Origin of the sequence: Streptomyces sp. NPDC007856, from assembly GCF_042868225.1 — a bacterium.
Lineage (GTDB): Bacteria > Actinomycetota > Actinomycetes > Streptomycetales > Streptomycetaceae > Streptomyces.
This window is the reverse complement of the sequence record NZ_JBIAEC010000010.1, coordinates 246,913-259,248: the sequence shown is the minus strand read 5'-3', so window position 1 is coordinate 259,248 and position 12,336 is coordinate 246,913. Positions and strand designations below refer to the sequence as shown.

Annotated in this window: 16 protein-coding genes; 11 read left to right on the top strand and 5 right to left on the bottom strand. The window is 70.6% G+C overall.

Translation table 11 applies throughout. The features are described from left to right. Positions 1-314 precede the first annotated feature (314 nt). Complete coding sequence (locus tag ACFYOH_RS24560) at positions 315-794, top strand: MarR family winged helix-turn-helix transcriptional regulator (RefSeq protein ID WP_388629069.1); 480 nt, start codon at positions 315-317, stop codon at positions 792-794. 41 nt (positions 795-835) lie between these two features. On the opposite strand, the gene ACFYOH_RS24555 is transcribed toward ACFYOH_RS24560, so the two are convergent. Next, a complete protein-coding gene (locus ACFYOH_RS24555; protein ID WP_388629067.1) occupies positions 836-1,600 on the bottom strand; it encodes a VOC family protein in 765 nt (254 codons plus the stop codon). A 153-nt stretch (positions 1,601-1,753) separates the two neighbouring features. On the opposite strand from ACFYOH_RS24555, the gene ACFYOH_RS24550 reads away from it, so the two are divergent. Continuing rightward, a complete protein-coding gene (locus ACFYOH_RS24550; protein ID WP_388629064.1) occupies positions 1,754-2,593 on the top strand; it encodes a class I SAM-dependent methyltransferase in 840 nt (279 codons plus the stop codon). On the opposite strand, the gene ACFYOH_RS24545 is transcribed toward ACFYOH_RS24550, so the two are convergent. Next, the gene (locus ACFYOH_RS24545) at positions 2,590-2,982 is read right to left on the bottom strand and encodes a VOC family protein (RefSeq protein ID WP_388629061.1); all 393 of its coding nucleotides are present in this window, start codon (positions 2,980-2,982) and stop codon (positions 2,590-2,592) included. The genes ACFYOH_RS24550 and ACFYOH_RS24545 overlap by 4 nt on opposite strands. Before the next feature lie 71 nt (positions 2,983-3,053). Between ACFYOH_RS24545 and ACFYOH_RS24540 the strand changes: the two genes are divergently transcribed. Beyond that, complete coding sequence (locus ACFYOH_RS24540; RefSeq protein ID WP_388629058.1) at positions 3,054-3,593, top strand: GNAT family N-acetyltransferase; 540 nt, start codon at positions 3,054-3,056, stop codon at positions 3,591-3,593. Positions 3,594-3,596: 3 nt separating this feature from the next. Here the strand turns inward: ACFYOH_RS24540 and ACFYOH_RS24535 are convergent, their stop codons facing one another. Further along, entirely contained in the window at positions 3,597-4,280 is a 684-nt protein-coding gene (locus ACFYOH_RS24535) for a glycerophosphodiester phosphodiesterase (RefSeq protein ID WP_388629055.1), read from the bottom strand. A gap of 389 nt (positions 4,281-4,669) precedes the next feature. On the opposite strand from ACFYOH_RS24535, the gene ACFYOH_RS24530 reads away from it, so the two are divergent. The 4 genes from ACFYOH_RS24530 (at position 4,670) to ACFYOH_RS24515 (ending at position 8,594) form a co-directional block, all read left to right on the top strand. Then, entirely contained in the window at positions 4,670-6,067 is a 1,398-nt protein-coding gene (locus tag ACFYOH_RS24530; RefSeq protein WP_388629053.1) for a DUF6421 family protein, read from the top strand. Continuing rightward, positions 6,064-6,858, top strand: coding sequence for an SDR family NAD(P)-dependent oxidoreductase (locus tag ACFYOH_RS24525; protein WP_388629050.1), 795 nt, complete (start codon positions 6,064-6,066; stop codon positions 6,856-6,858). Before ACFYOH_RS24530 ends, ACFYOH_RS24525 begins: the two co-directional genes overlap by 4 nt. Beyond that, the gene (locus ACFYOH_RS24520) at positions 6,855-7,925 is read left to right on the top strand and encodes a threonine aldolase family protein (RefSeq protein ID WP_388629047.1); all 1,071 of its coding nucleotides are present in this window, start codon (positions 6,855-6,857) and stop codon (positions 7,923-7,925) included. The genes ACFYOH_RS24525 and ACFYOH_RS24520 overlap by 4 nt, the downstream gene beginning before the upstream one ends. Before the next feature lie 78 nt (positions 7,926-8,003). Then, a complete protein-coding gene (locus ACFYOH_RS24515) occupies positions 8,004-8,594 on the top strand; it encodes a transglutaminase domain-containing protein (RefSeq protein WP_388629044.1) in 591 nt (196 codons plus the stop codon). A gap of 146 nt (positions 8,595-8,740) precedes the next feature. Here ACFYOH_RS24515 and ACFYOH_RS24510 read toward each other — a convergent pair whose 3' ends face one another. Further along, on the bottom strand, positions 8,741-9,469 hold the full coding sequence (locus ACFYOH_RS24510; protein ID WP_388629041.1) for a lysophospholipid acyltransferase family protein: 729 nt from the start codon (positions 9,467-9,469) through the stop codon (positions 8,741-8,743). Positions 9,470-9,658: 189 nt separating this feature from the next. Beyond that, complete coding sequence (locus ACFYOH_RS24505) at positions 9,659-10,075, bottom strand: DUF4395 domain-containing protein (protein WP_388629038.1); 417 nt, start codon at positions 10,073-10,075, stop codon at positions 9,659-9,661. Between the two features lie 75 nt (positions 10,076-10,150). Between ACFYOH_RS24505 and ACFYOH_RS24500 the strand changes: the two genes are divergently transcribed. From ACFYOH_RS24500 to ACFYOH_RS24485, 4 genes are all read left to right on the top strand, one after another. Then, positions 10,151-10,564, top strand: coding sequence for a TlpA family protein disulfide reductase (locus ACFYOH_RS24500; RefSeq protein WP_388629277.1), 414 nt, complete (start codon positions 10,151-10,153; stop codon positions 10,562-10,564). A gap of 125 nt (positions 10,565-10,689) precedes the next feature. Continuing rightward, positions 10,690-10,770 (top strand): putative leader peptide, encoded by an 81-nt coding sequence (locus tag ACFYOH_RS24495; protein ID WP_351617915.1) that lies wholly within the window; start codon positions 10,690-10,692, stop codon positions 10,768-10,770. 44 nt (positions 10,771-10,814) lie between these two features. Beyond that, positions 10,815-11,324: a flavin reductase family protein gene (locus ACFYOH_RS24490; RefSeq protein WP_388629035.1), complete on the top strand. Its 510-nt coding sequence runs from the start codon at positions 10,815-10,817 to the stop codon at positions 11,322-11,324. Positions 11,325-11,541: 217 nt separating this feature from the next. Then, positions 11,542-12,327: an electron transfer flavoprotein subunit beta/FixA family protein gene (locus ACFYOH_RS24485; RefSeq protein WP_388629032.1), complete on the top strand. Its 786-nt coding sequence runs from the start codon at positions 11,542-11,544 to the stop codon at positions 12,325-12,327. Positions 12,328-12,336: the final 9 nt, after the last annotated feature.

The window sequence follows — 12,336 nt, the reverse complement described above, 5'->3', positions numbered from 1 at the left end:
ACGGCCGTGGTTCCGTTGGGGCGCGCCCAGGGAGCGGTGACGCCATGGCCGAAGCGGATCCGGCAGGCGGACACAGGCGGTCCGCCGACACGCAATCGGCGGACGGCCGTGGTTCCGTCGGGGCGCGCAGGGGGAACGGTGACGCCACGGCCGACGCGGGCCGGCCGGGTGGCCACCAGCCCGTCGGAACGGACGCCAGCGGAGCCGTCGGGCCGGGCGGACCGGCAAGCGGCGCCGCCCCCGCCAGGGTCACTGCCCCCGCCCCCGCCACAAGCACCGCCCCCGCCGCTCACCACGACACAGTCGCTGCCGTCGTGCGGCAGTGGCGGGTCGTTCACCCGGAGCTGGACACCGGGCCCATGGAGGTCATCGGCCGGATCAACCGGTGTGCCGCGCTGCTCCAGCAGGCCGAGGACGCGCCGCTGCGCCGGGCGGGCCTCAGCCGTGCCGAGTTCGACCTGCTGGGCGCGCTGCGCCGTACCGGACACGAGCTGACCCCGGGCGAGCTCGCCCGGGAGACCTTCTCCTCCGGGGCCGCCGTCACCAAGCGGCTCAAGCAGCTGACCGAACGCGGACTGGTCGAGCGGCGCGGCGACACCCGGGACCGCCGCGTAGCCCATGTCCGCCTCACCGACGCGGGCCGCGATCTGGTCGACGACATCCTCCCTGATCAACTCGCCTATGAAACAGCTGTGTTGAGTGTGCTGGCTCCGCAGGGGCAGGGCGAACTCGCCGACTTGCTCGCCGAGTTGCTCGCTCGCCTGGAAGGCCGGATGGGGTCGCTCCGGACGTGAGCGAAGCTCCAGCGGAGGCATGGGAGGGCAAGCGCAGCGCCTCAGCCCTCCTCGCCGGCCTGGTGCACTCCGAACGCCGCGCCCTGCGGATCCCGCAGCACCGCGATGCGCGGGCCGTCGGGCACCGACACGGGCGCCAGGACGACGGCGCCGCCCGCCCGCTGCGCGACCTCGGCCGTCGCGTCCACGTCGTCCACCGCGAAGTACGGCAGCCAGTGCGGCGGCACCTCGGGCGGGAACCGGTCGCCCATGTCGGCCATGCCGCCGAAGTCGTCCCCGCCGATGCCCCACTGCGTGTACCACTCCGAGGCGTTGACGCTCCAGCCGAACACCGTGGTGTAGAAGTCCCGGGCCCGCTCGGTGTCCCGGGTCGCCAGCTCCACCCAGCCGAGGGTGCCCGGCGCGTTGAACAGTCCGGCGCCGGGGAAGGACCGCGCCTGCCACAGCTGGAACGCCGCGCCGGTCGGATCGAGGGCCACCGCGAACCGGCCCACGTCGAACACGTCCATCGGGCCCAGGACCACCGTCCCACCGGCCTCCTCCACCCGCCGTGCCGCCGTGTCGGCGTCGGTCACCGCGAAGGAGACGTTCCACGCCACCGGCTGGGACTCCTGGTACAGCGGGGTGAGTGCGGCGACCGCCGCGTCCCCCAGGTGCGCCACCGTGTACCCGCCCGCCTCCTGCCGTGGGTCGGTCTCCGGCCGCCAGCCGAACAACTCGGTGTAGAACCGCTTGGCCCCCTCCAGATCGCTGGTCCCGAGCTCGGTCCAGCACGGTCCGCCGGTCACCGGCTTGTCGAACTTCATGGGGGTTCCTTCCGGCCGGGGCGGGCCTGCCGTGCCGCACAGAGCGCTCTCCCGGCACGCTAACCCGGGCTCCCCGCCCCGGCCATCCGGGACGGTCCCCGCGGGCGCGGAAATGGCTTGCCGGGCGGAGCGGGGTGCGCGAGGGTTCCGGCCATGGAGACCGAGGACACCACGGCGCCCTCGCTGACCGAGGAGATCGCCGAGTACTACGGACGCGACCGGGAGGACGCCAGGCTGCGCACCGGCGCCGGACGGCTGGAGTTCTGGCGCACCCAGGACGTCCTGCGCAGGCTCCTGCCGCCGGCTCCGGCGCGGATCCTCGACGTGGGCGGCGGCAGCGGCATCCACGCGGAGTGGCTCGCCGCCGACGGCCACGACGTGGAACTCCTCGACCCGGTACCCCTGCACGTCGAGCGGGCGGCCCGGCTGCCCGGCGTCCGGGCACGCCACGGCGACGCCCGGGCCCTCGACGCGCCGGACGCCTCCGGGGACGTCGCGCTGCTCCTCGGCCCCCTGTACCACCTGCCCGAGCGCTCGGACCGGGTACGGGCGCTCGCCGAGGCGCGGCGGGTGGTGCGTCCCGGAGGGCTCGTGGTCGCCGCCACGATCAACCGGTTCGCACCGCTGCACGACAACCTGAGCACCGGGCTCTACTTCGACGCCGAGCACCGGCCGCAGATCGAGGCCGCCGTCGGCGACGGCCTGATGAGTCCGACCGGTCGGCCGAAGTCCCTGTTCACCACGGCCTACTTCCACGACCCCGGCGACGTCCCCGCCGAGTTCGCGGACGCCGGCCTGACACCGCAGGCTCAGTACGGCCTCGAAGGCGCCGCCTGGCTCATGGCCGACGTCGCCTCCTGGCTCGACGATCCGGAGCGCCGGGCGCTGGTCCTGGCGGCGACGCGGCGGACCGAGTCCGTGCCCTCACTGCTGGGCATCAGCGGTCATGTGCTCACCGCGGGCATCCGCCCCGAGCGCACGCCCGGACCCTAGACGCCCGGCCGGTAGCGCATCGGATGGTCCTCCGGGACCTCCACCAGGGCGATGCGGATGCCGTCCGGGTCGGCGATCCACATCTCGACCAGCCCCCACGGCTCCTTCACCGGCGGCCGGACGATGTCCACGCCGTTGGCCTTCAGCTCCTCGTGCGCGGCCGTCACGTCGTCGACCTGGAACCACAGCCGGACCGCGGGCGACGGCGGCGCCTCGGACCTCCCGGAGACCTCCAGGAAGCCGCCGCCGAGGAAGTAGACCGTCCCCCGCTCGGGCCCCGTACCGAACTCGCGGTAGACGGAAAGCCCCAGCTGCTCGCCGTAGAAGGTCCGGGAGCGCTCGGGGTCGGAGGGGGTGAGCAGGGTCCGGCTGCTGAGAACGTGCACCATGCAGGCGCAGCCTAGTGGCAGGGTTACCCTCGACCCTGGCTCAGCCACGCCCGAGATCGGAGAAGCGCTCCATGGACACCCCGGCCGCCGGCCCCACCTTCCGCGACGCCACCGACGCCGACGTCCACGCGCTGGTCGCGCTGATCGAGTCGGCCTACCGCGGGGACTCCAGCCGGGCCGGGTGGACCACGGAGGCGGACATCCTGCAGGGGCGGCGGACGGATCCCGAGGGCGTGCTGGAGGTCATCAAGTCGCCCGAGAGCAGGATGCTGACCGTGGAGCAGGACGGCCGGATCATCGCCTGCTGCCAGCTGGAACACCGTGGCGATCACGCCTACTTCGGCATGTTCGCGGTCAGCCCCACCCTGCAGGGCGCGGGTCTCGGCAAGACGGTCATGGCGGAGGCCGAACGCCAGGCCCGGGAGGCCTGGGGCGTCACCGAGATGCATATGACCGTGATCTCGGTACGGGACGACCTGATCGCCTGGTACGAGCGCAGGGGCTACCGCCGTACGGGAGAGATGTCGCCCTTCCCGTACGGCGACGAGCGCTTCGGCATCCCGCAGCGCGACGACCTGCGGTTCGAGCTGCTGGTCAAGAAGCTCGGGTGACCGTCAGGCCGTGAACCGCCCCGTGCGCTTGATCTGCGGGAAGTCGGTCGTCGCGCCGTCCAGCTCCAGGGCGCGCACCAGCCGCAGATGATCCTGGGTGTTGACGACCCAGCCGACGATCCGCAGCCCGGACTTGCGCGCGTGCTCGACGATCTCCAGAGTGAGCCGGCGGATGTTGAGGCAGACGGTCGACGCGCCCACGGCGACCGCGCGGTCCACGATGTCCGTGCCGTAGCGGCTCCCGATCAGCGCCGTGCGCACGCCCGGCACCAGCCGGGCGATCTCGGCGATCGCGTCGTCGTGGAACGAGGACACCTCCACGCGCCCGATCAGGTCGCGCTCGTGCATCACCGCTGCCAGGGCCCGGGCCGCGGCCACATCCTTGATCTCGGCCTGGATCGGTGTGCGCACCGCGTCCAGGACCTCCTCGAACACCGGTACCCGCTCCCCGCGGCCGGCGTCCAGGGAGCGGAGCTCGGCCAGGGTCTTGTCGGCGATCGCCCCGGTGCCGTCGGTCGTACGGTCCACCTCTGCGTCGTGCATGACGACCAGGGCGCCGTCCTTGCTCAGGTGCAGATCGAGTTCGATCAGATCGAGGCCGGCGTGCTGCGCGGCGACGAAGGAACGAAGGGTGTTCTCGGGCTCGACACCCATGACCCCGCGGTGACCGATGGTAAGGAAGTTCAAGGTTCGACTCCGTTCCGTCGACGGCGGCTCGGCGCGCGCGGAACGGGCGGACTCCGTCGTCCGCGCGGGCAGAGTCGCAGCCTAACGGCCGGGCCCCGCGATGAACCCGCACGTGCATGAGGCATACGGGTGCGTGGCGGCCGTCAGCCGGCCGGTGCACGCCCCTGCCGTCACCCTGTGGCGGGCGAGTCTCCGCCCTTTGACCTCCCGGATGGCTACCGCGCGGGGGGCGGGTGCTCGACGGAAGTGAGCGCCGTCACGGTTTGGTGCAGGAAAAATGTCGGTGACCAAGGGAAAGGACAGAAAGATTTCCCGAGCTGCCTCTTGCTGGCTGAAACCGGGTATGCATACGGTGTCCCTACTTGAGCTTCTCCCGTGGAGGATGGGACATGACGGAAATTCTTGTGCAGACGGGTGCGGAGGGACACATTCCTTCGTCGACCAGGGTGGTTGAGCACCCGGCCTGGCCCGTGCTCAAGGATGCCGTGGAGCAGATCCGGCCATGGCAGTCGAAGGACGGATCGATCGACTTCGAGGCCGAGGGCGCCCCGGCCAGGGCGGACGTCGAGGCCGTCGTACGGCGTGTCGTCGACGCGGTCGAGCAGCTGTCCCCGCTGCTCCCGCACGACGCGGCCTACCACCAGGCGCTGGTGAAGGATCTGCACCGCTGGGCCGAGAGCGGCTTCCAGGTGCCGGACTTCCTGGACTCCCTGCTCGCCTTCCAGCCCGCCGCGAACCGTGCGGACGGCCTGCAGCACCTGGTCGTCTTCCCGATGTACACGCAGAACGGCAACCTGGACCGCAACCTGGAGGCGGTCGTGCTGCGCATGGTCTGGCCCGACTGGCTGGCCGAGCTGGAGCGCACCCGCTACGACAACCCGCTGTTCTGCGGCATCACCTTCGAGGACTTCACGTCCGGCTACGACACCAACTCGGCCGTCCTCTTCCCGGAGACCATCGCCGTACGCGAGGCGCCGGAACGTTTCTCCTGGGGTGGCATCTTCTGTGACCGCGAGGCCGCCCGCTTCCGCCGGGTGACCGACGCCGCCGTCGGCATCCTCGGCCTTCAGCTGCCCGAGGACATCGCCGCGATGGTCCACGACCAGAAGCGCTGCGAAGAGGCCTTCGTGCTCTGGGACATGGTCCACGACCGCACCCACAGCCACGGCGACCTGCCGTTCGACCCGTTCATGATCAAGCAGCGCCAGCCGTTCTGGATGTACGGCCTGGAGGAGCTGCGCTGCGACCTCACCGCCTTCAAGGAGGCCGTGAAGCTGCAGGCGGACGGCGTCCCGCAGGCCCGTGACGTGCAGTACGCGGTGCTCTTCGACCGGATGTTCCGCTTCCCGGTCACCGGCGACCGCGTCCGCAACTACGACGGCCTCGGCGGCCAGCTGCTCTTCGCCTACCTGCACAAGCACGACGTCGTCCGGTGGACCGACAACAAGCTCTCCATCGACTGGGAGCGCGCCCCGCAGGTCACCAACCAGCTGTGCGCCGAGATCGAGCAGCTCTACAAGGACGGCATCGACCGCCCGAAGCTGGTGCACTGGTTCGCCGGCTACGAACTGGTCGCCACCTACCTCGCCCCGCACCCCGGCTCCAAGTGGGCCAAGGGCCCGGACGCCCTGGACCTGACCCAGCCGCCGCGCAAGCTCGTGGACGACGTGCTTCCGGACGAGTTTCCGCTGAGCATGTTCTACGAGGCCCTGTCGAAGAAGCTGAAGAATGTGATCGCTTCCACCAAGGGCATCACGGCGGACAGCGCCGAGCGGATCGCCGCGTGAGCGACCGCCTCAACGAGAACACTGCTTCAGAGGGGAAGAACGTGGCGAACAACGGGTCTCTCAGCGGTGCGGTGATCGCGGTGGCCGGCGCGGGCGGTCCCGCCGGACACGCGGCCCTGGTCCGGCTCGCCGAGGCCGGCGCGGTCGTGGTCGGCGCCGACAACAACCCCGAGCGCCTGGCGGAGGCCGTGGACGCGGCCCGCTACGCGCGCGGCGGTGCCACGGTCACCGGCGAGACGGTCGACCTGCTCGACCTGGACTCGACCCGTGCCTGGGCCGATCGCATCGAGAAGGAGCACGGCCGGATCGACGGTCTGGTCCACCTGGTCGGCGGCTGGCGCGGCAGCGCGACCTTCGCGGAGACGAGCGTCGCCGACTGGGACCTGCTGGAGAAGCTGCTGATCCGCACGGTGCAGCACACCTCCCTGGCCTTCTACGACGGCCTGCAGCGCAGCGACCGCGGCCGCTACCTGCTGATCAGCGCCGCCGGCGCGTCGAAGCCCACCGCGGGCAACGCGGCGTACTCCGCGGCCAAGGCCGCCGCCGAGGCGTGGACGCTGGCCATGGCCGACGGCTTCCGCAAGGCGGGGGGCGAGGCCGGTCCGCGGGCGGCTGCTGCCATCCTGGTGGTGAAGGCGCTGGTGCACGACGCGATGCGCGCCGAACGCCCCAACGCGAAGTTCGCGGGCTTCACGGACGTCAAGGACCTCGCCGAGGCCATCGAGGGCGTCTGGAGCAAGCCCGCCGCGGAAGTGAACGGAAACCGTCTGTGGCTGACCGAGAAGCCGTGAACCCTCCCAAGACCGACGCGCGTCGCCATCACGACCCCGAGGTCCGCGGTTTCGCCAGTGACAACTACGCCGGGGCCCACCCCGAGGTGCTGGCCGCCCTGGCCCTCGCCAACGGCGGCCACCAGGTGGCCTACGGCGAGGACGAGTACACCGAGAACCTCCAGCGGATCATCCGCAGCCACTTCGGGGCCACCGCGGAGGCCTTCCCGGTGTTCAACGGCACCGGCGCGAACGTGGTCGCGCTCCAGGCGGTCACCGACCGCTGGGGCGCGGTGATCTGCGCCGAGAGCGCCCACATCAACGTGGACGAGGGCGGCGCGCCCGAGCGCATGGGCGGCCTGAAGCTGCTCACCGTGCCCACGCCGGACGGCAAGCTCACGCCCGAGCTGATCGACCGGCAGGCCTGGGGCTGGGAGGACGAGCACCGTGCCATGCCGCAGGTCGTCTCGATCACCCAGAGCACGGAGCTGGGCACCCTCTACACGCCGGCCGAGATCCGCGCGATCTGCGAGCACGCCCATGGGCACGGCATGAAGGTGCACCTGGACGGCTCCCGGATCGCCAACGCGGCCGCCTCGCTGAACGTGCCCATGCGGACCTTCACGAGCGCGGTCGGGGTCGACATCCTCTCGCTGGGCGGGACCAAGAACGGCGCCGTCTTCGGCGAGGCCGTCGTGGTCCTCAACCAGGATGCGGTGCGGCGGATGAAGCACCTGCGGAAGCTGTCGATGCAGCTCGCCTCCAAGATGCGCTTCGTCTCGGTGCAGCTGGAGGCGCTGCTGGCGAAGGACCTGTGGCTGCGCAACGCCCGGCACGCCAACGAGATGGCCCAGCGGCTCGCCGAGGGCGTGCGCGCGGTGCACGGCGTGGAGATTCTCTACCCGGTGCAGGCCAACGGCGTCTTCGCCAAGCTCCCGCACGACGTCTCCGAGCGCCTGCAGAAGCGCTTCCGGTTCTACTTCTGGGACGAGGCCGCCGGAGTGGTGCGCTGGATGTGCTCGTTCGACACCACCGAGGAGGACGTCGACACGTTCGTGGCCGCGCTCAAGGAGGAGATGGCGCGCTAGTCGCCTCGCGTGCATAGGTATGCGGTCGCTCGAAAAGTCATTGACTGTCGGGCGATCGCGTTCCTATGCTCTGCGGGCATGGAGCTGATCCAGAACACCGCCGATCTGTCTGCGTACTTGGCCGCTGACGAGGTCATCGACCATCACCATCCCGTGGTCCGCGAGACGGCCGATCGGCTGGCCGCCAGCGCGGCCCACTCGTATGCCTATGCGCAGGCCGCCTACGAATTCGTCCGGGACACCATCCCGCACTCCCAGGACTCCGGGGACCTGCGCGTCACCTGGCGCGCCTCCGACGTGCTCGCCCTGGGCACCGGCATCTGCTACGCCAAAGCCCATGCGCTGGCCGCTCTGCTGCGTGCCGAGGACATCCCCACGGCCCTCTGCTATCAGAGGCTGACGGACGACGAGGGCGGCCATGCCGTGCACGGTCTGGTCGCCGTCCGGTTCCACGGCGCCTGGCACCGCCAGGACCCGCGCGGCAACAAGCCTGGCGTGGACGCCCGGTTCTCCCTGGACGGCGAACGGCTGGCCTGGATCCCCGACCCCGCGGCCGGTGAGCTGGACTATCCGGTCCTGTACGCCGAACCGCACCCGGTCGTCCTCGATGCCCTGAAGGCGGCCCCGGACCGGCCGTACCTGTGGAAGACGCTCCCTGACGCACTCTGACGCCAAGCAACGGCCGTCGCCCGGGTGTCGCTCACCGGAAACCGACGGCTCTGAAGCCCCCTAGGGGCGCGGGGAACTGCGCGACCAGCCCCCACCGGCCGGCAGCCGAAGAAGCCCGCCAAGCCCCCCGGCCAAGGCGCCGCAGGTCACAGCGCGTCGGCCGCCCGCAACTGCTCCATAGTCGGTGCCGTGCCCCCCAGATGGGCCGGTAGCCACCAGGAGTCCGTGGAGTCCTTGGGGCGGCCCGGGTAGGCGCGCTGCGCGGCCTCCAGTAGTTCCTGGACGCCCTCGCGCAGCCGGCGGGTGATGGCGCCCGCGTACTGGTCGCGGGGTGCCTCGACCGGCTCGCCGACGCGGATGGTGACGGGCAGGTGGTTGCGCCTGAAGTTGCGCGGGTGGCCCTTCGTCCACAGCCGCTGGGTGCCCCACACCGCCATCGGGATCAGCGGGACACCGGCGTCCTGGGCGAGCCGGGCCGCACCGGACTTGAAGCTCTTCAGGGTGAACGACTGCGAGATGGTGGCCTCCGGGAAGACACCGACCACCTCACCGGAGCGCAGCGAGTCCAGCGCGTGCGCGTAGGCCGCCTCACCCTGCTTGCGGTCCACCGGGATGTGCTTCATGCCGCGCATCAGCGGACCGGAGATGCGGTGGCGGAAGACGGACTCCTTCGCCATGAAGCGCACCAGGCGCTTCTGCGGCAGGGCCGCCAGGCCGTTGAAGATGAAGTCCAGATAGCTGATGTGATTGCTCACCAGCACGGCGCCGCCCGAGCGCGGGATGTTCTCCGACCCCTGGCAGTCGATCTTCAGGTCCCAGACCTTGAACATCGTCTTGGCGAATCCGATGACGGGACGGTAGACCAGTTCTGCCATGGGCGGGACGGACCCTTTCTGCTCTGCTCGGGAAAGGGAGGCTCCCGGCGGGAAAGTTACGCAGCCGTAGGTTTACGGCGTCTCGCAGATCGTGCCCGAAGAACGGACGGGTAGCCAGCCCTGGTGCCCGGCGGCGGCGAGATTCTCGTCACGTCGGCCTACATCCCACCTTGGATCTTCAAGGGTCTTTTACTCCGCCCGTACGGTGGCCCTCTTCAGAAGCAGGAACATCTCGCACCCCAGGCAGTAGCCGAACGCCGCGTTCAGGAAAGCGGCGGCGAGCGCCGCGCCGGTCGCGGCCAGTCCCAGCCACTGCGGTCCCAGCGTGAACCCGACGAGACCGAGCCCCGCGAACACCAGACCCACGGCCTGCGCGAACCGCGGCGGCTCCGGCGCCTCGAACTCCTTCGGCGGGCCGAGCCGCGGCCGTACCGCCGTACGGAACGCCCAGCCGTACGGCGAACGCTGCACGCCCGCGGCCGCGCCCACCGCGAACACCACTGTCTGCCAGCCCAGTACCCAGGAGTTCTGCAGGATCAGTGCCACGGCCAGAACGGCCGTCGTCACGGCCGCTCCGAAGCGCGGCCCTCTCACGTCGATGTCCATGAAGCCAGCATTCCGCAACGGAAACCGCGACGGGAGGCGGGAATCTTTGCAGTCTGATGAATGCTTGGGCAGATGATGAACGGAGCGGTGGTGTGCGTGGCGGTGCTCGTCGTGGCGAGCGCCTTCGGAGTGCTGCACAAGCGGCGGAGCGGGAGGGTACGGGTGCGCGGGCGGGACGAGGACAAGCGGCTGGGCGCCGTCGAGTTGGGTGGCGACCTCGGTGAGCGGGCCACGCTGGTCCAGTTCTCCAGCGCCTTCTGCGCGCCCTGCCGGGCCACCCGGCGTGTCCTCGGCGAGGTCGCCGGAATGGTCCCCGGGGTGACTCACATCGAGATCGACGCCGAGGCCCGGCTGGACCTCGTACGCGACCTGGAAATCCTGAAGACGCCCACCGTGCTGGTCCTCGACGCCGACGGACGGGTCGTACGGCGTGCCACGGGACAGCCCCGCAAGGCCGACGTCATCGCGGCACTGGGCGAGGCTGTGTGAGGGGCCCTCAGGGCACGGTGAAGGGCCCTCAGGGCACGGTGAAGGGCCCTCAGGGCACGGTACGAGGTCTTCCGCATCCCGGACCGTGCTTGACTGGGCGCACCAACTATCGTCAGCCTGACCGTATGCCGACCGAACTCCTTCTCCATGGGCGGGTCCATGTCGACCTCGCCCGCACCGCGAGCGCCATCTGTCCGGGCTGTTGAGACCCGACGGCCCACCTCGCGAACTCCACCAGAAGGACAACTCCATGACGGCCTCGCCCGACCTCGGCACTGTTCAGCTCGCCTCGCCCGACCTGTTGCGCTCCACCTTCCGCCGGCACGCCGCCGGTGTGGCGGTGATCACCGCGCGTGGTGCCTCCGGCCCGGTCGGCTTCACCGCCACCTCCCTCACCTCGGTCTCCGCCGAGCCCCCGCTCGTCTCCTTCGGCATCGGCACGGGCGCCTCCAGCTGGCCCGCGATAGCCGAGACGGACCACATCGGCGTCCATATACTCGGCGAGCACCAGAGCGAGCTCGCCGCCACCTTCGCCCGCAGCGGCGCCGACCGCTTCGGCGCGCCCACCGCCTGGCGCGAGGGCCCGGAAGGCGTACCGGTGCTCGACGAGGTGCTCGCCTGGCTGGTCTGCCGGATCACCGGCCGGGTCCCGGCCGGTGATCACCGGATCGTGCTCGCCGAGGTCGTCCTGGGCGATCCCACGGGCGCCGGCCGCCCGCTCCTCTACCACCAGGGCCGCTTCAACGGTCTGCGGGATTGATCACGTCCGCCTCGCCTGCGAAGCCGTCGAGTTCCGGTTACGCTGCGTTGCGAAGGTCACAGTTCAAAGCGCTTGCTTAGCGGGCATGAACTGGATGTACTGACGAGTAATATTTCGGTCGGAGCGCGCGGACGCCCCGACCGGGATCGGCCGCTTGAGGCGCCTATGCTGCGTGCAAGAGGCAGCCCGGAAATGACGATGCAGTAGGAGAGCCGGCGTGAGCTTGAGGATCGTTGTCACTGTGAAGTACGTGCCCGACGCCACTGGCGACCGGCACTTCGCCGATGACCTGACCGTCGACCGCGACGACGTGGACGGTCTGCTCTCCGAGCTGGACGAGTACGCGGTCGAGCAGGCCCTCCAGATCGCGGAGAACGCGGACGACGCCGAGGTCACCGTCCTGACCATCGGCCCCGAGGACGCCAAGGACGCGCTCCGCAAGGCCCTGTCCATGGGTGCCGACAAGGCCATCCACGTCGCCGACGACGACCTGCACGGCACCGACGCCATCGGCACCTCCCTGGTCCTGGCCAAGGCGATCGAGAAGGCCGGCTTCGACCTGGCCGTCTCCGGCATGGCCTCCACCGACGGCACCATGGGTGTCGTACCGGCGCTGGTCGCCGAGCGTCTCGGCGTCCCGCAGGTCACCCTGCTGTCCGAGGTCTCCGTCGAGGACGGCGTCGTGAAGGGCCGCCGTGACGGCGACGCCGCCTCCGAGCAGCTCCAGGCCTCGCTTCCGGCGGTCGTCTCCGTGACCGACCAGTCGGGCGAGGCGCGTTACCCGTCCTTCAAGGGCATCATGGCCGCCAAGAAGAAGCCGGTGGAGTCCTGGGACCTGTCCGACCTGGACATCGAGGCCGAAGAGGTCGGCCTGGACGGCGCGTTCACCACGGTCGAGGCCGCGAACGAGCGCCCGGCGCGCACGGCCGGCACCATCGTCAAGGACGAGGGCGAGGGCGGCAAGCAGCTCGCTGAGTTCCTCGCGAGCCAGAAGTTCATCTAAGGGCTCGCC

Coding starts and splice junctions, on each gene's coding strand:
- ACFYOH_RS24550 (WP_388629064.1), top strand. CDS start 1,754: ATGGAGACCGAGGACACCACGGCGCCCTCGCTGACCGAGGAGATCGCC.
- ACFYOH_RS24500 (WP_388629277.1), top strand. CDS start 10,151: ATGAACGGAGCGGTGGTGTGCGTGGCGGTGCTCGTCGTGGCGAGCGCC.
- ACFYOH_RS24505 (WP_388629038.1), bottom strand. CDS start 10,075: ATGGACATCGACGTGAGAGGGCCGCGCTTCGGAGCGGCCGTGACGACG.
- ACFYOH_RS24555 (WP_388629067.1), bottom strand. CDS start 1,600: ATGAAGTTCGACAAGCCGGTGACCGGCGGACCGTGCTGGACCGAGCTC.
- ACFYOH_RS24490 (WP_388629035.1), top strand. CDS start 10,815: ATGACGGCCTCGCCCGACCTCGGCACTGTTCAGCTCGCCTCGCCCGAC.
- ACFYOH_RS24515 (WP_388629044.1), top strand. CDS start 8,004: ATGGAGCTGATCCAGAACACCGCCGATCTGTCTGCGTACTTGGCCGCT.
- ACFYOH_RS24545 (WP_388629061.1), bottom strand. CDS start 2,982: ATGGTGCACGTTCTCAGCAGCCGGACCCTGCTCACCCCCTCCGACCCC.
- ACFYOH_RS24540 (WP_388629058.1), top strand. CDS start 3,054: ATGGACACCCCGGCCGCCGGCCCCACCTTCCGCGACGCCACCGACGCC.
- ACFYOH_RS24530 (WP_388629053.1), top strand. CDS start 4,670: ATGACGGAAATTCTTGTGCAGACGGGTGCGGAGGGACACATTCCTTCG.
- ACFYOH_RS24495 (WP_351617915.1), top strand. CDS start 10,690: ATGCCGACCGAACTCCTTCTCCATGGGCGGGTCCATGTCGACCTCGCC.
- ACFYOH_RS24510 (WP_388629041.1), bottom strand. CDS start 9,469: ATGGCAGAACTGGTCTACCGTCCCGTCATCGGATTCGCCAAGACGATG.